The 21,285-nt window shown below is 36.3% G+C and carries 15 protein-coding genes and 1 tRNA gene; 8 read left to right on the top strand and 8 right to left on the bottom strand.

The genetic code is table 11. The annotated features are described in order from the left end of the window. Positions 1-13: 13 nt before the first annotated feature. The 3 genes from bioD to EKM05_RS01375 form a co-directional block, all read right to left on the bottom strand. Entirely contained in the window at positions 14-631 is a 618-nt protein-coding gene (gene bioD, locus EKM05_RS01385) for a dethiobiotin synthase (protein WP_126553037.1), read from the bottom strand. A 565-nt stretch (positions 632-1,196) separates the two neighbouring features. Beyond that, positions 1,197-1,997, bottom strand: coding sequence for a TIGR00266 family protein (locus EKM05_RS01380; protein ID WP_126553035.1), 801 nt, complete (start codon positions 1,995-1,997; stop codon positions 1,197-1,199). A 385-nt stretch (positions 1,998-2,382) separates the two neighbouring features. Further along, a complete protein-coding gene (locus tag EKM05_RS01375) occupies positions 2,383-3,675 on the bottom strand; it encodes an aminopeptidase P family protein (RefSeq protein WP_126553033.1) in 1,293 nt (430 codons plus the stop codon). Positions 3,676-3,890: 215 nt separating this feature from the next. Here EKM05_RS01375 and EKM05_RS01370 point away from each other — a divergent pair, with 215 nt between their 5' ends. Then, positions 3,891-6,728 carry a sialidase family protein gene (locus tag EKM05_RS01370; protein ID WP_126553031.1) on the top strand — a complete coding sequence of 946 codons (2,838 nt, stop codon included), beginning with the start codon at positions 3,891-3,893 and terminating at the stop codon, positions 6,726-6,728. A 74-nt stretch (positions 6,729-6,802) separates the two neighbouring features. Here EKM05_RS01370 and aceA read toward each other — a convergent pair whose 3' ends face one another. Then, entirely contained in the window at positions 6,803-8,083 is a 1,281-nt protein-coding gene (gene aceA / locus EKM05_RS01365; RefSeq protein ID WP_126553029.1) for an isocitrate lyase, read from the bottom strand. Between the two features lie 62 nt (positions 8,084-8,145). Beyond that, the gene (gene aceB, locus EKM05_RS01360; RefSeq protein WP_126553027.1) at positions 8,146-9,747 is read right to left on the bottom strand and encodes a malate synthase A; all 1,602 of its coding nucleotides are present in this window, start codon (positions 9,745-9,747) and stop codon (positions 8,146-8,148) included. Positions 9,748-9,908: 161 nt separating this feature from the next. Here aceB and EKM05_RS01355 point away from each other — a divergent pair, with 161 nt between their 5' ends. The 4 genes from EKM05_RS01355 (at position 9,909) to EKM05_RS01340 (ending at position 16,289) form a co-directional block, all read left to right on the top strand. Beyond that, on the top strand, positions 9,909-11,390 hold the full coding sequence (locus EKM05_RS01355) for a helix-turn-helix domain-containing protein (protein ID WP_126458099.1): 1,482 nt from the start codon (positions 9,909-9,911) through the stop codon (positions 11,388-11,390). Between the two features lie 1,385 nt (positions 11,391-12,775). Next, the gene (locus tag EKM05_RS01350; RefSeq protein WP_126458096.1) at positions 12,776-13,441 is read left to right on the top strand and encodes a succinate dehydrogenase cytochrome b subunit; all 666 of its coding nucleotides are present in this window, start codon (positions 12,776-12,778) and stop codon (positions 13,439-13,441) included. 12 nt (positions 13,442-13,453) lie between these two features. Then, complete coding sequence (locus EKM05_RS01345) at positions 13,454-15,454, top strand: fumarate reductase/succinate dehydrogenase flavoprotein subunit (RefSeq protein WP_126458093.1); 2,001 nt, start codon at positions 13,454-13,456, stop codon at positions 15,452-15,454. Positions 15,455-15,542: 88 nt separating this feature from the next. Next, positions 15,543-16,289 (top strand): succinate dehydrogenase/fumarate reductase iron-sulfur subunit, encoded by a 747-nt coding sequence (locus EKM05_RS01340; RefSeq protein ID WP_126458090.1) that lies wholly within the window; start codon positions 15,543-15,545, stop codon positions 16,287-16,289. Positions 16,290-16,399: 110 nt separating this feature from the next. Here EKM05_RS01340 and EKM05_RS01335 read toward each other — a convergent pair whose 3' ends face one another. Continuing rightward, complete coding sequence (locus EKM05_RS01335) at positions 16,400-16,963, bottom strand: hypothetical protein (RefSeq protein ID WP_126458087.1); 564 nt, start codon at positions 16,961-16,963, stop codon at positions 16,400-16,402. 74 nt (positions 16,964-17,037) lie between these two features. Between EKM05_RS01335 and EKM05_RS01330 the strand changes: the two genes are divergently transcribed. After that, on the top strand, positions 17,038-17,808 hold the full coding sequence (locus EKM05_RS01330; RefSeq protein ID WP_126458084.1) for an amidohydrolase: 771 nt from the start codon (positions 17,038-17,040) through the stop codon (positions 17,806-17,808). Positions 17,809-17,811: 3 nt separating this feature from the next. Here EKM05_RS01330 and EKM05_RS01325 read toward each other — a convergent pair whose 3' ends face one another. Further along, positions 17,812-19,464, bottom strand: coding sequence for an Ig-like domain-containing protein (locus EKM05_RS01325; RefSeq protein WP_126553025.1), 1,653 nt, complete (start codon positions 19,462-19,464; stop codon positions 17,812-17,814). Positions 19,465-19,682: 218 nt separating this feature from the next. On the opposite strand from EKM05_RS01325, the gene mce reads away from it, so the two are divergent. Both mce and EKM05_RS01315 read left to right on the top strand, forming a co-directional pair. Then, positions 19,683-20,084, top strand: a complete 402-nt coding sequence (mce, locus tag EKM05_RS01320; RefSeq protein WP_126553023.1) for a methylmalonyl-CoA epimerase — start codon at positions 19,683-19,685, stop codon at positions 20,082-20,084. Positions 20,085-20,227: 143 nt separating this feature from the next. Further along, positions 20,228-20,301, top strand: a tRNA-Ile gene (locus tag EKM05_RS01315). 359 nt (positions 20,302-20,660) lie between these two features. Here the strand turns inward: EKM05_RS01315 and EKM05_RS01310 are convergent. Continuing rightward, a complete protein-coding gene (locus tag EKM05_RS01310) occupies positions 20,661-21,248 on the bottom strand; it encodes a riboflavin synthase (RefSeq protein ID WP_126458074.1) in 588 nt (195 codons plus the stop codon). Between the last annotated feature and the right edge of the window lie 37 nt (positions 21,249-21,285).

Raw genomic sequence — 21,285 nt, 5'->3', positions numbered from 1 at the left:
TTTCACAAAGATTTTATAAACTCAATAGCTGCTCCCGAAATAAAGCTGCATATTCCTGGATGACATTTTGATCAAAATATGGTTCTTGCGCTATACGTCCAATGCATTTTACAATCGTTTTACTCAGAATTATTTCTTCAGTAGCCTTATTTTCATCGCCCGAAAAAATAATTCCGGCGATTTTAATTTTTCGGTTTTGCAAAGCTTCAATGGTCAATAACGTATGATTGATACTTCCCAGATAATGTCGGGAAACCACAATCACTTTGTAATCGGGCTGAATCAAATCTACAACACAATCCTTAGCGTTTAACGGCACAAAAACACCGCCTGCACCTTCAATAACCAAGTGGTTTTCTGTTTGAGGTTCACTAATTTTCTTTAAATCAATAACAACTCCATCTCGTTCTGCAGCAAAATGAGGACTTGCAGGCGTTTTTAAGGCATAACCGTTGGGATGAATTACCGTCTTTTTATTGGACAAAAACGATTTAATCTTATGACTATCTGAGTTGTCTAAATCCCCCGCTTGAATGGGTTTCCAATAATCAGCTTCTAAAGCTTCTGTTACAATGGCTGACGCGATGGTTTTACCTACATCAGTACCAATTCCTGTGATGAATAGTTTCATAAATTTAGCCTGCGGACAATTCTGATTTTACAGATTACCTCTAATTTTATTTGTTATGTTTTTTATTGTTTGTATGTATAATACGTTTCAATTCTGGATTTTCCCCAAAGCACATTACCAATCCAAGATCAATCTCAGAAGTTTTTGAACATTTCATTCTTTGTATGTAATTCAAGCATTCCGTTTCGGAGTCTAAAACCCCTCCTCGTTTTGTTCTCTAGAAAACCATGAGGCAAAATAATAGCGGTTCCTTTCCTGATATCGCAATAGGAGATGATGGTGTTTTTTAAAGAGAATTTGTTTCCCTTTTTTGGGTTTGTTTCGAACGACTGTAAAATTAGGGCTTTAATTTTTTTTTAAACAGATGTGTCATATTATTTTTTAGAATTCTTGTATGGATTAGACTAAAAAATGCCAATAAAAATTAAAAAAAATATTTGAGCAGAATTAGTAAACAAAAAGTGTTTTTGTTTTGTCATTTCGACGAAGGAGAAATCACATTCTTGACTTTTATAATGAGACCCCTCCTTTGTCGGAATGACAATTCGACAAAATACTTTGTAAACTAAAATCGTTTATCACCATTGAGTAAACTGCCTAAACCGCCCAATAAACTGCCTTCGTCGCGACTGTTTCCGCCAGCTCTGGGAGCAGATGCGATGATTCTGTCGGCGAGTCGACTGAAAGGCAACGATTGCACGTAAACTGTTCCCGGACCGCGAAGCGTGGCGTAAAATAATCCTTCGCCACCAAAAATAGAATTCTTGATGCCGCCAATAAACTCTATATCGTAATCCACATCTTTGGTAAAACCTACGATGCAACCGGTATCGACTTTTAGGATTTCGCCTGTTGCTAATTCTTTTTTGGCTAATGTTCCGCCGGTATGCACGAACGCCAAACCGTCACCTTCTAATTTTTGCATGATGAAACCTTCACCGCCAAACAATCCGCGACCGAGTTTTTTAGAGAATTCGATTCCAACAGAAACACCTTTAGCGGCGCAGAGAAAGGCATCTTTCTGGCAAATGAATTTGCCGTCAAATTGCGTTAAGTCAATTGGGATTATTTTTCCGGGATACGGTGAGGCAAAGGAAACTTTGCTTTTGATAGTATTTTGATTGATGAACGCCGTCATGAAAAGACTTTCGCCGGTCAATACTCTTTTTCCGGCACTTAAAAGTTTGCCGAACAATCCGTTTTCTTGTCCGGAACCGTCTCCAAAAATAGTTTCCATTTGGATATTATTGTCCATCATCATAAAACTTCCGGCTTCGGCAATTACAATTTCCTGTGGGTCTAATTCTATTTCCACATATTGCATTTCCTCGCCGTAAATGTGGTAGTCTATTTCGTGTGCTTGCATGATTTCTGTACTTTAAGTTTTTGTTTAAAAGATTTTTACCATTAAGAAATTAAGTTTCATTTAGAATCAGAGCTTAATTTTTCTTAATTACTTAATGGTTTAAAATATTTTTTGTTTTTAAATAGGTCGGTAAGATGATTAAAAAGTTACAGCTTTACCATGGATTTTGGAATTGATGTTTTGGAATTGATGTTTTGGAATTGTAGATTTTCTCGTTGAAGTGCGCAAGGGATTACTTCACCGTACATTTGTTTTTATAGGAGTTCAGTGAATTTCATTTGCAGCGAATAGCCCGACGCAGCCGGAGTTTACGGAGGCTGGGTAGCGCCCAAAAAAAATCGGTTCACATTGCTGTAAACCGATTTCCTTATACGTTTTTGAGGAATTAACTGTTCATTAATTCTTCAATTTCGTCTACTTCAATTGGGATGTTGCGCATCATGTTGAATGGTTCGCCGCTTTCCTGAACGATAATGTTATCCTCCAGACGGATTCCGAAACCTTCGGCAGGAATGTAGATTCCAGGCTCTACGGTAAAAACCATATTCGCTTGCATGGGTTCGGTGAGGATTCCATAATCGTGCGTGTCCAACCCCATGTGGTGTGATGTTCCGTGCATGAAATATTTTTTGTAAGCGGGCCATTCCGGTTTTTCGTTTTGCACATCGGCTGTGTCAATAAGACCCAAACCTAGCAATTCTGAAGTCATTAATTTCCCAACTTCGATATGGTATTGTTTCCAAAGTGTACCTGTTGTCAGCATTTTAGTCGCTTCATTTTTTACGCGTAAAACGGCATTATACACTTCTTTTTGTCTTTTGGTATACGTTCCTGAAACCGGAATGGTACGCGTCATGTCACTGGAATAATTGGCATATTCAGCCGCAACATCCAGCAAAATCAAATCACCAGCTTTGCATTGTTGATTGTTCTCTATGTAATGCAATACATTAGCATTATTTCCGGAAGCAATAATTGGCGTGTAGGCAAAACCTCTGGAACGGTTGCGAATGAATTCGTGAATTAGCTCGGCTTCAATTTCGTATTCGGTTACATTTGGTTTCACGAAAGGCAATATTCTTCTAAAACCGAGTTCCGTAATAGTACATGCTTTTTGGATTAAATCCAATTCTTCGGTTTCTTTTACAGAACGAAGGCGTTGTAATATCGGATTGCTTTTTGCAACTGCATGTGCTGGATATTTGTCTTTCCACCATTTTACAAAACGGGCTTCACGAGTTTCGGTTTCTACTGTAGCGCGGTAATGCTCGTTGGTATTGATGTAAATCGTGTCAGCGTGCGTCATCATCTCAAATAAGACTTTTTCAAATTCCTGCAACCAATACACAGTTCTGATTCCTGTTACTTCAAAAGCACGCTCTTTAGTCAGTTTTTCGCCTTCCCAAATCGCAATGTGCTCACTGGTTTCTTTCAAGAATACCATTTCTCTTTGGTGCTCGTAAGGCGCATCCGGGAAAAGCAATAAAATACTTTCTTCCTGATCTACTCCGCTCAGATAAAAGATGTCGCGGTGTTGTGCAAATGGCAACGTACTATCTGCCGAAACGGGATAAATATCATTAGAATTAAAAATAGCAACGCTTTTTGGCTTCATCTGAGCCATGAACTTTGCTCTGTTTTTTATAAATAAATCACTGTCAATTTGATGGTATTTCATGTGTTGATTTTTATTGTTTTTTATGGATCATGTGTAGTTCACAGAGCGTTAGGATTCGTATTGATACCATTTCTGGCTACGCTCATTTTATAACAATTTGTTTATAATATTGAATAATCAAAAATACTAACTTTGAGAGAAACGGATGTTAATTACACGATAAAATTTTCAGATAACTATTTTTATGATTAATTTTCCAACTCAAATAAATTTACATGAAAAAAATAGTACTCTTTTCGGCTCTTATTGCACATAGTGTCTCCTGGGGACAAGTTTCTGCCGAAGCGATTCAGCAAGCCTTGGAAGCCAAAAAAATAATGGAGAAACAATCGCTTTTTCAAAATGTTGCTTTCGGAAATGTCGGTCCAACGGTGATGAGCGGAAGAGTGGTAGATGTGGATGTAAACCCCGAAAATCCAACCGAGTTTTATGTGGGCTATGCCTCAGGCGGACTTTGGTACACGAATAATAACGGAATGAGTTTTTTGCCTATTATGGATGCGGCGCCTACACAAAATGTGGGTGATATTGCGATAGACTGGAAACAAGGCACGATTTGGGTAGGAACTGGCGAAGTCAATTCGTCGCGATCGTCTTACGCCGGAATTGGAATTTTAAAATCCGAAGACAAAGGAAAGACTTGGCAAAATATGGGATTGCACGACAGCCATCACATCAGCAGAATTTTGATAAATCCATCAAATCCAGATGAAGTTGTTGTGGGTGCCGTGGGTCATTTGTACTCAAAAAATGAAGAAAGAGGAATTTACAAAACGACTAATGGTGGGAAAACGTGGAGTAAAACCCTTTATATCAATGATGAAACGGGGATTATAGATGTGGCTGTTTCACCAAAAAATTTCAAAGTTCAATATGCGGCTTCTTGGAGTAAAGATAGAAAAGCGTGGGATTTTATAGGAAGCGGTGCTACTTCGGGAATTTATAAAAGTGAAGATGCGGGATTCACATGGAAACTTTTCACGAATGCTGAAAGCGGATTTCCGGTTGGAGAAGGCGTTGGAAGGATTGGTTTAGCGGTATATGACGATGAAAATGTGTATGCCATTTTGGACAACCAATTCAAAAGACCGTTACAATCCAAAAAAAGTAATTCGTTACCGGTTGCGTTTTCTATGCCGGGGGACGAATTCTTAAAATTACCTAATAAAAGTCTGAATTCTATTTTAAAGAATTACGGTTTAACCGAAAAATACAGAGCCGAAAATATCAAACACTGGGTTCAAAACGGGTATTTGCAACCTAACGAAGCAGCAAAAGTGGTTTTGGATGCGATCAATAGTTTAGCGGAAACAGAAGTAATTGGAGCCGAAGTATACAAATCAAGTAACGGCGGGAAAAACTGGACGAAGACCCATCAAGATTTTATCGATGATTTCTTTTATTCGTACGGGTATTATTTCAGTGTTATTTCAGTTGATCCTAACGATGTCAATAAAATTTATTTATCGGGCGTGCCCATTATAAAATCAAATGATGGCGGAAAAACATTCACCTCCATAAGCGAGGAAAATGTTCACTCGGATCATCATGTTGTTTGGGTGAACCCAAATAAATCAGGGCATTTAATCAATGGAAATGATGGAGGTTTGAATATTTCGTATGATGATGGAGCGCACTGGGTGAAAAGTAATTCGCATTCAGTGAGTCAGTTTTATTCAGTAAATGTAGATGAGCAAGAACCGTATAACATTTATGGCGGGATGCAGGATAATGGGGTTTGGGTTGGGCCAAGTGATTATAAATATTCCTCAGAATGGTACCAAACCGGAAAATATCCTTACGAAAATTTGATGGGTGGAGATGGAATGCAGACTCAAATTGACAAAAGGAATCCCAATATTGTTTTTACAGGGTTTCAATTTGGAAATTATTACAGAATTGATCGTGCGACTAACAAGCGGGAGTATATTTCGCCAAAGCCAAAAAAGGACGAAAAGCCCTTTCGATTCAATTGGCAAACGCCTATTTTATTGTCTTCACACAACCAGGATATTTTATACATGGGATCTAATTTCTTGCATCGTTCGATGAATCAAGGGGAAACTTGGACGGCTATTTCGCCGGATTTAACGCAAGGAGCAAAAGAAGGAAATGTTGCTTTTGGAACAATTGCTGTTATCAGTGAAAGTACCTTGCAGTTTGGGTTACTCTACACAGGAAGTGATGATGGATTGATTCATGTTTCGAAAGACGGCGGTGCAACTTGGAACAAAATTTCGGGAAATTTACCGCAAAATAAATGGGTTTCCAGAGTCGTGGCTTCGGCACATAAGAAAGAAAGAGTGTATGCGACTTTGAACGGGTATCGAAATGATGATTTCACCAGTTATGTTTATATGTCAGATGATTTTGGTCAAACGTGGAAAAATATCGCCAATAATTTACCTGCAAGTCCAGTGAATGTAATTGTGGAGGATAATGTAAACGAGAATGTTATATATGTGGGAACGGATAACGGTTTGTATGTTTCATTAAATAAAGGAACATCTTGGGATGATTTTTCTAATGGAATTCCAAACGTGGCCGTTCACGATTTAGTGATTCAAAAGAAAGCAAAAGATTTAGTGGTAGGAACTCACGGTCGTTCAATTTATAAAGTCAATTTGGATCAAGTGCAACAACTGAATGATAAAGTTGTAGCGGAAAATCTTCATGTTTTCGAACTTAAAAAGATAAAAAAAACAAAAGAATGGGGAAACAGCTGGAGTTCTTGGGCTAAGGCTTCAGAGCCAAAAGCGGAGATTTGGTTTTATTCGAATGGAGATGCAGAAGTACTTTTGCAAATTGAAAACAGCTTGAAAGAAGTGGTTTATTCTCAGAAAGTAAAAGCTGTAAAAGGATTGAACAAACACGTATATGATCTTTCCATAACCAAAGCAATTGCTGATAATTGGAAAAATAAAGACAAAAAACTAAAATTGGAACCAGCTAAAAACGGCAACTATTACCTTCCAGTTTCAGTGAATAAAATAAGCATTCAAAAAGGAAAAGAGAAAGTGGTTACTGATCTTGAAATTATCGAATCAAAATAAACAGTCCTTTTATTTTAAAAACAAAAAACACGATTTCAGATGAAATCGTGTTTTTTTTATAGTTGTTGTTCTGTTTAAAACTGTGCCGCTTCTGTAGAATCTTTCATTGCGGTTGTAGAAGATTTTCCAATTGTTACAGTATTTTGTACCGCATCAAAATAAGATGTTCCTACGAAACCTTGGTGTTTTACCGCTTTGAAACCGTGTTTTTGCAAAGCAAACTCTCTTTCCTGCAATTCAGAATATCCTGCCATTCCTCTTTCTTTGTAGGCTTTAGACAATTCGAACATACTAGTGTTTAATGCGTGGAATCCGGCTAAAGTGATGAATTGGAATTTGTATCCCATTGCCGCAAGATCTTCGCGGAATGTTTCCATTTCAGCAACGGATAATTTTGCAGCCCAGTTAAAAGAAGGCGAACAATTGTAAGCCAACATTTTTCCTGGGAATTTTGCGTGAATTCCTTCAGCAAATTTTCTAGCGTAATCCAGATCCGGATTGCTAGTTTCCATCCAAATTAAATCAGCGTAAGGCGCATAGCTCAATCCTCTGTCAATTCCTTGCTCCACACCACAATTTACATAGAAAAAGCCTTCTCCTGTTTTTTCGCCTGTGATGAATTTAGCATCTCTTGGGTCAATATCGCTAGTCAATAAGTTTGCTGCATCCGCATCGGTACGTGCCACAACAATTGTTGGCGTTCCCATTACGTCAGCTGCTAAACGAGCCGCAATCAATTTGTTGATGGCTTCTTGCGTAGGAACCAATACTTTTCCACCCAAGTGACCGCATTTTTTAGCAGAACTCAATTGATCTTCAAAGTGAACTCCGGCTGCTCCCGCTTCAATCATCGCTTTCATTAATTCAAAAGCATTTAGGTTTCCACCAAAACCGGCTTCGGCGTCAGCCACAATAGGAACTAAATATTCTTTTTTGTCTGCAGTCCCGTTAACCACTTGTATTTGATCTGCTCTCAATAAAGCGTTATTGATACGTTTTACAACCAATGGAACACTGTTAGCAGGATATAAAGATTGGTCAGGATACATTTCGCCGGCTACGTTTGCATCAGCAGCAACTTGCCATCCGCTCAAATAAATGGCGTCTAATCCTGCTTCTACTTCTTGAATGGCTTGGTTTCCGGTAAGCGCGCCAAGTCCGGCTACAAAATCCTGAGCATTTAGTTTATTCCATAAAGTATTCGCTCCAATTCTGGCTACGCTATATTCTATTTGATACGAACCTTGCAATTTCACCACTTCTTCAGCAGTATATGGTCGCTCAATGCCATTCCATCTTGGGTTTGTAATCCAGTCGGTAACTAATTCTTGAATTCTTGTTTCTGTAGTTTTCATAGTGTTTATAAAGGTTTAATGGTGTTTAATAATTTTTTATTGAAATTGATTTTATTGAAATTTTAAATGTATTTGTATCCTGGAATAGTCAAAAACTCGATAAAATTGTCGTTCACGACCAGAATATCTAATAATTGTTCTGCCAATCTGTATTTTTGTTTTTCGTGATTCTCATCTCCAACGAGCTTTCTTATTTTTTCAAATTCTTCCATGGCCAGTCGGTGATAGTATTTTTCAGTCAGGACTTTTTGATTATCTAAAACCACTTTGTTTTGCAGCCATTGCCACAATTGTGATCTTGAAATCTCAGCAGTAGCGGCATCTTCCATTAAATTGTGCAAGGCCGCGGCGCCTTGTCCGTTGAGCCATGAAGCAATATATAAAACCGAAATACTGATGTTTTTTCGAACACCTTGCTCGGTAATGGTTCCTTTTGGCGTTTCCAGTAAATCACTTTCGGTAACGTATACGTCTTCTCTTTTTACCTGAATTTGGTTTTGGTTTGGCATGTATTTGTCGAATACCGTCATGGCAAGCGGAACCAAATCTGGATGCGCAACCCAAGTGCCGTCATGACCATTTTTTACTTCCCGTTCTTTGTCCGCAATTACTTTATCGAAAGCAATTTTATTGGCTTCTTCGTTGTTTTTTATCGGAATTTGTGCCGCCATTCCGCCTATTGCGTGAATATTTCGTTTGTGGCATCTTTGTATAACCAATTGGGAATACGCACTCATGAATGGGGCAGTCATAGTCACCTGATCTCTATTGGGCACAATGAAAATTGGATTTTTTCTTAATTTTTTTATGTATGAAAAAATGTAATCCCATCGACCGCAATTAAGGCCTACAATATGCTCTTTCAGTTCAAAAATGATTTCGTCCAATTGAAAACTGGCCGTAATGGTCTCTATCAAAACTGTAGCTTTGAATGTTCCGTTATTTACACCCAAATATTCCTGCGTGAATTCGAAAACCTCATTCCACCATCGCGCTTCCAGATAATGTTCCAGTTTTGGAATGTAAAAATAGGGCGCCGTTCCATCCTCAATAAGTTGTTTGTAATTATGGAAAGCATACAAACCAAAGTCAATTAGCGATCCCGAAGTTTGTTCTCCATCAATCAAAATATTTTTTTCCGCCAAATGTAATCCTCGTGGTCTGACAAGCAGAACAGCAGTTTTGTCGTTCAGACTGTATTTTTTATTTTTTATAGTGTCTTCAAGAGTGATGGTTTTATTCACCGCGTCTTTCAGGTTTTGCTGTCCTGACATTAGGTTGCTCCACGTAGGCGAAGTACTATCTTCAAAATCAGCCATGAAGGTTTTTGCTCCGGAATTCAAGGCATTGATCACCATTTTTCTGTCGACCGGCCCTGTTATTTCGACTCTTCGGTCTAATAAATCCTTGGGTGTTTGCGCCGCTTTCCAATTGCTTTCTCGGATGCTTTTTGTTTCAGCAGGAAAAGTGGGCAAGACCCCCTGATCAAATAAATCCTGTTGTTTTTTTCGTTCTTCTAAAAGGTCGAGTCTTTTTTTGTTGAAATTTTCATGAAGTAAAGACAAAAAAGTCATGGCTTCATCAGTTAAGATTTCCGGGTACTGATCGGTGGTTTCTTCTGAAAAATTTAACAAATTTTTCGAATATACTTCTTTAAAATTCATTTTTTAACACATTTAAATTGATACTATTAAACTTTTGCTGATAATTATTAATTATTCAACACTGCAATACTACAAAAAGTTTTTTACAAAACAAGCGAACGTACGCTAAAAATTAAAAATATTTTTTTTGGCGTAAATATTTTTTACATTATCTTTGAAATATGAATATAGAAAAGGATTATATCAAGTTAATTTTTGGACTTAAACTCAAGCAGGCTCGTACCAATAAAAAACTGTCTTTATTTGGTTTGGCAAAAATCACGGACCTTTCAAAATCGTACTTGAACGAAATTGAAAAAGGGAAAAAGTATCCTAAAACGGATAAAATTATTCTGTTAGCCGAAAAACTCGATATTTCCTATGACAATATGGTTTCCTTGAAACTGGATAATAATCTGGCCCCCATTGGAGAAATCCTAAAATCTGGCATTCTGAAAGAGATCCCGTTGGATATTTTTGGGATTCAGGAAAATGATCTTATCGACATTATTGCTAACGCTCCTGCAAAAGTCAATGCGTTTATCAGTACGATTATTGAGATTGCGCAACATTATAATTTAACCAGAGAGAGTTTCTTCTTGGCTTCATTGCGTTCGTATCAGGAAGCGCACACCAATTATTTTGAAGATTTAGAGCTGAAGGTTTTGCAGTTTTCCAAAGCATTTTACGTAAATATTGACACTAAAATTTCGATTGAAGAACTCACAGCAATCTTAATGGAGGAATACGGATATACGATAAAAGAACTTGTTTTTTCGGAACAAGAACAATTGGGGGATTTGAGGTCGATTTTTGTACCAAAAAGCAAGACTTTGTTACTTTCATTAGATATTGACGAACCTCAAAAAGCATTTATTCTGGCCAAAGAAATTGCGTATAATTATCTCGCAATCACCGATAGACTGTATACGTTCAGTTGGATTAAATTTGATAATTTCGACCAAGTTCTGAATAATTTTTATGCTTCATACTTTGCGGGAGCATTGCTTATTCCACGACAGAAACTGATAGACGAACTGAATTTATTTTTGTCCAAAACAGATCCGAAACCTCAGGAAATGATTGCTTTGATGAGCGGGTTTAATGTTTCTCCGGAATCATTCTACCAAAGATTGACTAATATTTTGCCAAAAGATTTTCAGTTAAAAAATCTTTTTTTCCTGCGATTGTCCCATCAAAAAGGAACGGATACCTATCAGATAAAGAAAGAATTACACATCACCAATCAGCAGGAGCCGCATGCGAATGAAATGAATGAGCATTACTGCCGAAGATGGGTTTCGATACGCACAATTGAGGAGTCTTTGAAGCAAAATAAAAACCACTTTTTTGATGCACAAATCTCCAGTTATGAAAACAGTAAAAATGAATATCTTGTTTTTTCATCCGCAACACCGGATCCGTTCAAGGTAGATTGTATCCGCAGTATTTCAGTAGGGATTTTAATTACTCCGGCCGTGAAGAAAAAATTTAAGTTTATGGAAAACGACTCCATTAAAAAACAAATTGTTGGGGTTACCTGTGAGACCTGTGCGGTAAAAAATTGTTTGGAACGTGCTTCTCCACCAATTCAGTTAGAGCAAAAAATGCGAAACGAGAATACGGAAGCGATTGTTCAAAAATATATGGCGAAATTCAATTGACTTTAAAACTCTTGTTATTTAATTGTAAATAAATCGTTTACGGTTAGTTTGTATTTAAATAATTTTTATCTTCGTAAGAATTAACCTTAAGTATATTAACTTGATAAAAAAAGTAATGCCTTTTAATTTTGTTCTTCTAACAATTTCTATACTGCTTTTTGGGTCTTGTGCTGACGATTCTGAAATCTCCGCGGATTCTGCTAAATCTATTGATCGTAACGAGTACATTAAACATGAAAAAAAATAGAAAATCCTTATTCTGTAAATAATTATCAGTAGAGCATTATCTAATAACAAACCTATAGATCGAGTGAGTGGCTATACGTTACCGCAATTAGAGCAAGCACCAGTGGGAGCAAGATCGTGATGGGAATGGCGCGATAATATCAAAAACAAATACGATAATCCAACTGAGATTTTTGCAGAAGAATTATTTAATAATTGGCAAGACTAAAAATATGAAGAATATACTATTTTTATTGCTCATACTGCTTTTTAGTAGCTGTACAGAACAATCAAGAATGTACTGCAACAAATCAATGTTTTAATCAAGCTAGAAACATTTTTAATCCAATGTTTAGAGATGAACGCACCGAAGTTTACACCATTACTCCGGAAGATTATCAAAACGCGCAAGACTGCGGTGGAAATTGTAATTAAGTACTATGGAAAATAAATGAGGCTTAGTATTTTGTATAGACTAAGTCTTTGTTGAAATAAAGGCTGTCTCCATTACGAAGACAGCCTTTATTTTATGTTACACAGTAGTAAGATCCTGCAATACTTAATGAAATATATAAAGTGTTAGTACAATAACCCATTTTATAACACGACTAGGCTCGATTTGACAATGGTATTAATGTCTATATTGTTGTGTTTTTTATAGAAGTTAAAATGAAATTTCAGGATTCATTTTAAGGAGTAGAATATACTTAGAAACAGATTTCGCCATTTCATTGGTGCAGTCCATATTTTTAGGCCCGTGTATTTTTAGAACATCAAAAGAGATGATGTTAGTTTAGTTTTTTTGCTTATAAAAGTAAATTTAGGAGTTTGACGACAATTTTTTTAAAGTTGTTAAAATTGTATTTAGTGACTTTTTAAGAATTTGAAAAATAAACCATGCCAAAATTATTGATATGATACGTTTAATGTGAATATTTTAAGGATTATTGTTTTCATTTGCAATCGTTAAATTTTAAAATATATTGTTTTTGTTGTGCTAAATGACAGATTTACAATATATTAAGTGCCGGCATTTAGTAAATTATTAACTTCGGGGCTTTAGCACTTTAAAATGATTATAAATTATAACGAAAAGGTTGTAGTTCACTACTAATTGCTCTATTTTTGTGTGATTCTTAAATTAATTCATTCAAATTCTTATGGCAAAATCTGCATTATTGAAATCGTCAATAGCAAAAAAAGTAGCTATGGCACTTTCAGGACTTTTTTTGATGTTGTTTCTAGCACAGCATTTTTTTATCAATATGACATCAGTGTTTAGTGAAAGCACTTTCAACTCGATTTCTCATTTTATGGGAAATAATCCTTTAGTTCAGTATGTAATTCAGCCTATATTAATCGTCGGGGTCGTTTTTCACTTCATCATGGGTTTTGTTTTGGATTTTAAAAACAGAAAAGCCAGGCCAATTGGGTATGCGAAAAATAACGGAGCTGCTAATTCTTCGTGGGCTTCCAGAAATATGATAGTTACTGGGTCAGTTGTTCTAGCCTTTTTAGCTTTGCATTTTTACGATTTTTGGGTTCCTGAAATGGTATATAAATATGTAGAATCTAATTCATTGAATGAAACAAGATATTTTCATGAATTAGCAGAAAAATTTGAAAGCCCCGTTAGAACAGGATTGTACAGTTTGTCTTTTTTATTGTTGTCTTTGCACTTGTGGCACGGTTTCAATTCTTCGTTCCAATCTGTAGGTTTTAATAATAAATATTCAAAATCGTTGCATACATTAGGATATGCTTTTGCAATTGTAGTTCCTTTTGGTTTCATTTTCATTGCATTATTTCATCATTTCAATCATTAATATTAAATTATAATGGCATTAGATTCAAAAATTCCTACAGGTCCAATTGCGGACAAATGGACAAATTATAAAGATCATATTAATTTAGTAAACCCTGCTAACAAACGTAATTTAGATATAATTATAGTGGGTACAGGTCTTGCTGGAGGTTCTGCTGCTGCAACATTAGCAGAATTAGGATATAACGTAAAAGCATTTTGTTTTCAAGATTCACCCCGTCGTGCGCACTCCATTGCTGCACAAGGAGGAATCAACGCTGCAAAAAATTATAAAGGAGACGGTGACTCTGTTCACAGATTGTTTTACGATACTGTAAAAGGTGGAGATTATCGTGCTCGTGAGGCTAACGTACACCGTTTGGCGGAAGTTTCCGGTAATATTATTGACCAATGTGTGGCGCAAGGTGTTCCATTGGCTCGTGAATATGGAGGGTTATTAGATAACCGTTCTTTTGGCGGAACTTTGGTTTCTCGTACTTTTTATGCACAAGGGCAAACAGGTCAACAATTGCTTTTGGGTGCTTACTCAGCAATGAATCGCCAGATAGGTCGTGGTAAAGTAAAAATGCACAACCGTCATGAAATGCTGGATTTAGTAATCGTAAACGGAAAAGCAAGAGGAATTATCGCTCGTAACTTAGTTACCGGTGAAATAGAAAGACACTCTGCTCATGCTGTTGTTATTGCTTCTGGTGGTTATGGAAATGTGTTTTTCCTTTCTACCAATGCTATGGGAAGTAACGCTACTGCTGCCTGGAAAATCCACAAAAAAGGGGCTTTCTTCGCTAATCCTTGTTACACACAAATTCACCCTACTTGTATTCCTGTTTCAGGAGACCACCAGTCAAAATTGACATTAATGTCAGAATCATTGCGAAATGATGGACGTATTTGGGTTCCTGCAAAATTAGAAGATGCGCAAGCGATTCGAGAAGGAAAGAAAAAAGCAACCGATTTATCAGAAGATGAAAGAGATTATTTCTTAGAAAGAAGGTATCCTGCCTTTGGTAACTTAGTGCCTCGTGATGTAGCTTCCCGTGCTGCCAAAGAAAGATGTGATGCAGGTTTTGGAGTAAACAAAACAGGTGAAGCAGTTTATTTGGATTTTGCGGCAGCTATTCAACGGTACGGAAATGAACAAGCGTATGTGAAAGGATTGGATACTAATGATACTAAATTAGTAACTAAATTAGGCACTGAACTTGTAAAAAGTAAATACGGGAACTTGTTCCAAATGTATTATAAAATTGTAGATGAAGATCCTTATACTGCTCCAATGATGATTTACCCTGCGGTACATTATACAATGGGAGGTACTTGGGTTGATTATAACTTGCAAACTACTATTCCGGGTTGTTTTTCCATTGGGGAATCGAACTTCTCAGATCATGGAGCTAACAGACTTGGAGCATCGGCTTTGATGCAAGGTTTAGCAGATGGGTATTTCGTATTGCCATATACTATTGGAGATTATTTAGCTCCAGACATTAAAATGGGTGCCATATCTACAGATTTACCTGAATTTGTTGCTGCTGAAAAAGCGGTAAAAGACCAAATCGAAAGATTCATGAACAATAAAGGAACACATTCTGTTGACTATTTTCATAAGAAATTAGGGAAAATTATGTGGGACAAAGTGGGAATGGCTCGTAATGAAAAAGGATTAAACGAAGCAATTGTAGAAATTGCTGCTTTGCGTGAAGAGTTTTACAAAGAAGTAAAAGTTCCCGGAGATGCGAATGGTTTGAATCAAGAATTGGAGAAAGCAACTCGTGTTGCCGATTTCCTTGAATTGGGGGAATTATTTGCTAAAGATGCATTACACCGTAATGAATCTTGCGGAGGACATTTCCGTGAAGAATACCAAACTGAAGAAGGAGAAGCGCAACGTGACGATGAGAATTTTGCTTACGTAGCAGCATGGGAATACACTGGGAAACCAAGTGAAGCAATTTTACACAAAGAGCCGTTGGTATTTGATAACGTGAAATTAGTTCAAAGAAGTTATAAATAATTTAGTCTAATGTCTAACGTCTTAAAGTCAAGTGACTCCATGTCAATCGACTTTCGACTTTCGACTCTATGACTTTCAAACTAAAAATATGAAACTTACATTAAAAATATGGCGTCAGAAAAATGCCGCTGCAGAAGGTAAAATAGTTGAGTATCCTATAGATCATATTGAGCCAGACATGTCATTTCTTGAAATGCTTGACATTTTGAATGACGAATTGATCATGAAAGGGGATGAACCAGTTGCATTTGATCACGATTGTCGCGAAGGAATTTGCGGAATGTGTTCTTTGTATATCAATGGGGAAGCGCACGGACCAGACCGTGGCGTTACCACTTGTCAATTGCACATGAGAATGTTCAAGGATGGTGACACCATTTTTATTGAGCCGTTTAGAGCTAAAGCTTTTCCTGTAATAAGGGATTTAGTGGTCGATAGAAGTTCTTTTGACAGGATTCAACATGCGGGAGGATTTATATCCGTAAACACCTCAGGAAATACTATTGATGCTAATACGATCCCTATTAATAAGGAAGATGCGGATAATGCTTTTGATGCGGCTACTTGTATTGGTTGTGGAGCTTGTGTGGCGAGTTGTAAAAACTCATCGGCGATGCTTTTTGTCGCTGCAAAAGTATCTCAATATGCGTTGTTGCCACAAGGAAGAATTGAAGCTACTGACCGTGTATTGAATATGGTGAGCCAAATGGATGCGGAAGGTTTTGGGAACTGTACCAATACTGGAGCTTGTGAAGTAGAATGTCCAAAAGGAATTTCTCTTGAAAATATTGCCAGAATGAATAGAGAATATTTATCGGCCAGTTTAAAAGGGTAAACATTTAGTCCTAAAGGTCAAACTCAAAGGACAAGGATTGCATAATAATTTAAAACGCATTCAATGTCAAAGTTGAATGCGTTTTTTTATATAAAATAATCTATTATACACTAATCTTTCCATCCCCAAGGTGCGGCAGGCGTACCTACTGTTTTTGTCAAATCAAATTTCACGGTAAACAGTCGGTCAGAACCGATGCGCCTTAGGTTGTACGTGAAAGAAGTTTCGTCAAGAGTAATCCACCAAACATTTGCAGCAGCATTTGGAATCAAATCACAGGTTTCCTCATCTGCCGGAAAAAACTGAAGCGTTGCTGACCCCGCATTAGTGGTTGTCCCTCCATATTGTGTCACCTTATCCTCCGAGCCATCTTCGTGGCGGTGGTCGTGTTTCAACTGGATGCGATCGTTTTCATAAGCAAGTACCCATGTTCTTGATTTGTCGTCTCCTACAAAAAACGGAATCCGAATCGTTTTTTCATCGCAGTTGCGGACATGCATCACCAGTTTTTTATCCCGAAAAGTATCATTGGTTGCACCCTCTGTGACTGTTCCTTCAAAGGATTTCCCACATTGTTTTTGTAGGTTTTCCCAAAATTGTTTCGCTCCCGATTTTTCCTGTCCAAAAATAAAAACAGAAAACAGAAAAGAGTATACAAGAAATATCTTTTTCATAAAGTCATTTTTTAGCTAATATAATGAACTTATGGTGTTGTGATATTTCTTATTTTTATAAAAAATAAAGTAAAATGAAAATTATCCTAATTCAAGCTCCTTTAGTTTGGGAAAACCCAAAAGCCAACCGAAACTATTTCGAAGAAAAAATCAGTGCACTTACTGAAAAGGTAGATTTGATTGTGCTTCCTGAAATGTTCACAACGGGCTTTACGATGAATCCAAAGGATGTTGCAGAAACAATGCAAGGCGAAACCATTGTATGGTTACAATCATTGGCAAAAGCTACAAATAGTGCTATAACAGGAAGTTTAGTTATTAAGGAAAACGGAAATTTTTACAACAGAATGGTGTTTGTATTTCCTTCTGGAACAATTCAGTGCTATGATAAAAAACACTTGTTTACTTTAGCTGGCGAAGATAAAGTATATACTAGTGGCACCCAAAAAACGATTGTAAATTATTTAGATTGGAAAATTTGCCTTCAAATATGTTACGATTTGAGATTTCCTGTATTTTCCAGAAATTCAGAGGATTATGACTTGGTGATTTATGTTGCAAGCTGGCCAAAAATTAGAACAAATGCTTGGGATGCTTTATTGAAAGCACGAGCGATAGAAAACATGTGCTATGCTATTGGTGTCAATAGAATCGGTATTGATGCAAATGGTTATGAATACATAGGTCACTCACAAGCAGTCGATTTTCTGGGGAATTACATTCAAGAACCAATAGAAACAGAAGGTTTGTTTTTAGTAGAATTAGACCCAGAAAAAATGCTGGAAACCCGACAAAAATTGGGTTTTTTGAATGACAGAGATTCTTTTGAAATAGAAAACAGGTAACGTTTATTTCTTCTTGTTGGTTTTCTTTTTAGGTTCCGGAATGTAGGGAAGACTTAAATCAAATGCCTGGTTGACGTCCCAATTTGCCCGAACAGGAATTTCTTTGGAAAAGTAAATCACTTCCTCGGCTTGACGTTTTTCTAAATAATTACCGGAATCCCATTCCTTGTTTTTATTGGCATCATAAATAATTCGGAGCGTGTACAGCTCGGGGTCAATTAAATTAAAATTTATTGTGGTGTTTTCCTCGGTATATTCAGTAGCTAAAACGTCCCCTTTTGCATTCGTGAGTTCAACAATGACGGGAAATTGTTTTGCTTTTTGCAACTGCACGGTCAGATTCCCATAATCAGCAGTGCTTTGAGTGTTTAATTTATACGTTAAAGTATCGTTTGTTTGTTCGAAAAAATCAGTTAACGCTCCAGGTAAAATTTCAAATGTATAATTTTCGGAAGGTTCTTTTATGAAATCAAAAAATAGCTTTTGATTGAATTCGTCGTATTTAGTGGTAAACGACACTGCATCTTTTGCGTTATTGGTTAGGTTTATTTTCGAATTTTCGAAACGGGTTAAAGGAGTATTACTTTCTAATGTAAATTGCTCTCTAAATTTTAAGGTTCCGTTTTGCAGGGCTATGACGTTTAAAGTATCTTTTTTCTGATCTTTTATTTTAAAGTTGAATTTCGATTCATATTGACCTTTGGCTACAGCCAAATTTAGTGAATCAGCTTTAATGGGCTTGTACCAGATTTGAAGGGAATCTTTTTTTGGAAATTTAGTAATGACAGTAAGCAGAAGATCGTTGTTGTTTTTTAAAATTATTTTGGGCCTGTCATCAGCAGAATTTATTAGTCCCTCATACCCTACTAACAAACGGTTTCCTGAGGCTTGACTAGGCTTAAATGTTTTGAAAGGAAGTGTTTCCTTAAATAATTCTAACTCATAAATAGTGTCATTTGGAATCGTAATAAAGTCTTTGCTAAATCCAATTTTATCTGTTTTTGGGTTGTATTTATTGTTGCTGTTGTAGTCTTTCATGGCTACAAGAAGATATTTCCCTGCTTTTAAATTCTCTAAACGAAACGTCTTCAAGCTGTCCAATGTGTTGGTTACATATCTTGGGGTTTCAGTATAAACAACGGAGTCCTTGAAACTGTCATTGACTTCGTAAAGCATAACTGATACGAATGATTCCACTTCTTTTTCATACGCACTTTTCAGAGTACCGCCAAGGCTTAAAGAGTCAATATAATCGCCGGTAGAAAATACATATTTGAATTGATTTAACGGATTTCCTTCATTATTATCAGCAATACTTTGTCCAAAATTAAAGCTGTACGTGGTGTTGGGTTGTAGTGTATCTTTAATTTTTATGGTGATCGTTTTGCTTGCCGTTGTGGGTAAAACCAATGGATCGTTCTTCATTGGTGGCGAAATAATCAATTGTTTGTTCAGGTTTTTTATTTTAATATTTTCGTCAAATACCAACTTAATCTCATCTCCTTTGAATTTTGTGTTGAAGTTTTCCGGGAAACTCATTTTCAAAACAGGCGCAATAGTATCTTTTAATCCCCCGGTGATAGAGCCTCTTTTGGCACAACCAGCTACAATAAAAAGCAATAATAAGAAGGCGTATTTTAAATTGTTTTTCAACATATCAAATCATAATTAGAATTTACAAAATAACAATTATAATTCATGTGATTGCTATTTTTTATAAAATTATTATGCGTAATAAATTCAACTTGCCTTTTGTGGGGACCTTGTTTTTTCTTTTTAATGTTTAATTTTACACTGAAAAATAATTGTAGTTATAATTCGCAGTGGTAGTAGAGTTTTTCAACTAAAGTAGCGTTGCGCTCAAAACATAAATAATGAGGAAAATAGAACATATTGGGATTGCAGTTAAGAATTTAGAAGTTTCTAATAAAGTTTTTGAAAAGCTTTTTGGAGCTCCGGCCTACAAATTCGAGGCGGTGGAAAGTGAAGGAGTAACAACTTCTTTTTTTATGAATGGGCCTAATAAAATTGAGCTTTTAGCAGCTACCAATCCAGAAAGTCCTATTGCTAAGTTTCTTGAAAAAAAGGGAGAAGGCATACACCACATTGCCTTTGACGTAGAAGATATAGTTTTAGAAATTGCGCGTTTAAAAAAAGAAGGTTTTATTGTATTAAATGAAACTCCTAAAAAAGGGGCTGATAACAAGTTAGTTGTCTTTTTGCATCCAAAAAGTACGAATGGCGTTTTGATTGAGTTGTGTCAGGAAATAAAATAAGTGTTTTCAGGATAATTCATTTAGTATTCTACTATTCAGCACGTTTCTCTTTAAAAGCGATGAATCATTGAAATATTATTGAAATCTAAGTCAAAATATTTGGAGTACATGAAAAATAGTAGTAATATTGCACACTCTTAACCGGTCCTATAGCTCAGCTGGTTAGAGCACCTGACTCATAATCAGGTGGTCCCTGGTTCGAGCCCAGGTGGGACCACAGTTTAAGTTTAAAAGCCTTCAAAATAATTTTGAAGGCTTTTTTTTAAAACCGAAGCTAAAAAAATGCATTACAAATTAGAAATGATAATAAAGCACATTTTAGATTTAATAAATATTTTGTATCATTAATTGTGCTATTTATGAAGATTGGAACAAATAAATTTATTTTTTTAATCGTTTTCTTTTTTGCCTTTGCGAATAGCACAATTGCTCAGCCTCCTCCTCCTCCTTCGGAGCCCCCTACTGCGGTTCCTATAGATGAATACATTTATATCGCAATTATAGTCTCGTTGATTTTTGGCACAATGCTGATATATAACAGTGTGAAAAAAAACCTTAAATAAAGAGTGTTTTGTATTATTGGGTTTTGTAAAGCCTAGTCACGTATTTACCAATGACATCAAATTCAAGATTTATTTTTGTGCCAACTTCAAAAGTTTTAAAATTAGTATGTTCGTATGTATAAGGAATAATGGCGACACTAAACTGATTTTTCTTTGAGTTCACAACCGTTAAGCTGACGCCGTTTACCGTAATGGATCCTTTCTCAATGGTAATGTTGTTCCAATTTTCCTCATATTCAAAAGTGTAAAGCCAGCTGCCGTTGGTCTGCTCGGCAGTGATGCAGGTGCCCGTTTGGTCTACATGTCCCTGAACAATATGTCCGTCCAGCCTATCTCCCAGCTTCATTGCTCTTTCCAGATTGATACTGTCTCCAACTTTCCAATCCGATAAATTTGTTTTTTTTATAGTTTCGTCTATTGCGGTTACGGTATAAAAAGTGTCGTTGATAGCAACAACCGTAAGACAGACCCCGTTATGTGCCACGCTTTGATCTATCTTAAGTTCAGTGGTAATTGATGCATTTATGGTAATATGAACGTTATTTTTTTCTTTTTTTATTTCTTGGATGATACCAAGGGTTTCTATGATTCCTGTAAACATTTCTTGTTTTTTTTACTAAATTTGCACTTCAAAATTA

It is taken from the genome of Flavobacterium sp. GSP27, assembly GCF_003970395.1.
Classification (GTDB): domain Bacteria; phylum Bacteroidota; class Bacteroidia; order Flavobacteriales; family Flavobacteriaceae; genus Flavobacterium.
This window is presented reverse-complemented; position numbering and strand designations above follow the sequence as displayed.

Coding starts and splice junctions, on each gene's coding strand:
- EKM05_RS01380 (WP_126553035.1), bottom strand. CDS start 1,997: ATGCAAGCACACGAAATAGACTACCACATTTACGGCGAGGAAATGCAA.
- EKM05_RS01370 (WP_126553031.1), top strand. CDS start 3,891: ATGAAAAAAATAGTACTCTTTTCGGCTCTTATTGCACATAGTGTCTCC.
- EKM05_RS01340 (WP_126458090.1), top strand. CDS start 15,543: ATGAAACTTACATTAAAAATATGGCGTCAGAAAAATGCCGCTGCAGAA.
- EKM05_RS01325 (WP_126553025.1), bottom strand. CDS start 19,464: ATGTTGAAAAACAATTTAAAATACGCCTTCTTATTATTGCTTTTTATT.
- EKM05_RS01330 (WP_126458084.1), top strand. CDS start 17,038: ATGAAAATTATCCTAATTCAAGCTCCTTTAGTTTGGGAAAACCCAAAA.
- EKM05_RS01375 (WP_126553033.1), bottom strand. CDS start 3,675: ATGAAATACCATCAAATTGACAGTGATTTATTTATAAAAAACAGAGCA.
- EKM05_RS01335 (WP_126458087.1), bottom strand. CDS start 16,963: ATGAAAAAGATATTTCTTGTATACTCTTTTCTGTTTTCTGTTTTTATT.
- EKM05_RS01355 (WP_126458099.1), top strand. CDS start 9,909: ATGAATATAGAAAAGGATTATATCAAGTTAATTTTTGGACTTAAACTC.
- aceB (WP_126553027.1), bottom strand. CDS start 9,747: ATGAATTTTAAAGAAGTATATTCGAAAAATTTGTTAAATTTTTCAGAA.
- aceA (WP_126553029.1), bottom strand. CDS start 8,083: ATGAAAACTACAGAAACAAGAATTCAAGAATTAGTTACCGACTGGATT.
- EKM05_RS01345 (WP_126458093.1), top strand. CDS start 13,454: ATGGCATTAGATTCAAAAATTCCTACAGGTCCAATTGCGGACAAATGG.
- EKM05_RS01310 (WP_126458074.1), bottom strand. CDS start 21,248: ATGTTTACAGGAATCATAGAAACCCTTGGTATCATCCAAGAAATAAAA.
- bioD (WP_126553037.1), bottom strand. CDS start 631: ATGAAACTATTCATCACAGGAATTGGTACTGATGTAGGTAAAACCATC.
- EKM05_RS01350 (WP_126458096.1), top strand. CDS start 12,776: ATGGCAAAATCTGCATTATTGAAATCGTCAATAGCAAAAAAAGTAGCT.
- mce (WP_126553023.1), top strand. CDS start 19,683: ATGAGGAAAATAGAACATATTGGGATTGCAGTTAAGAATTTAGAAGTT.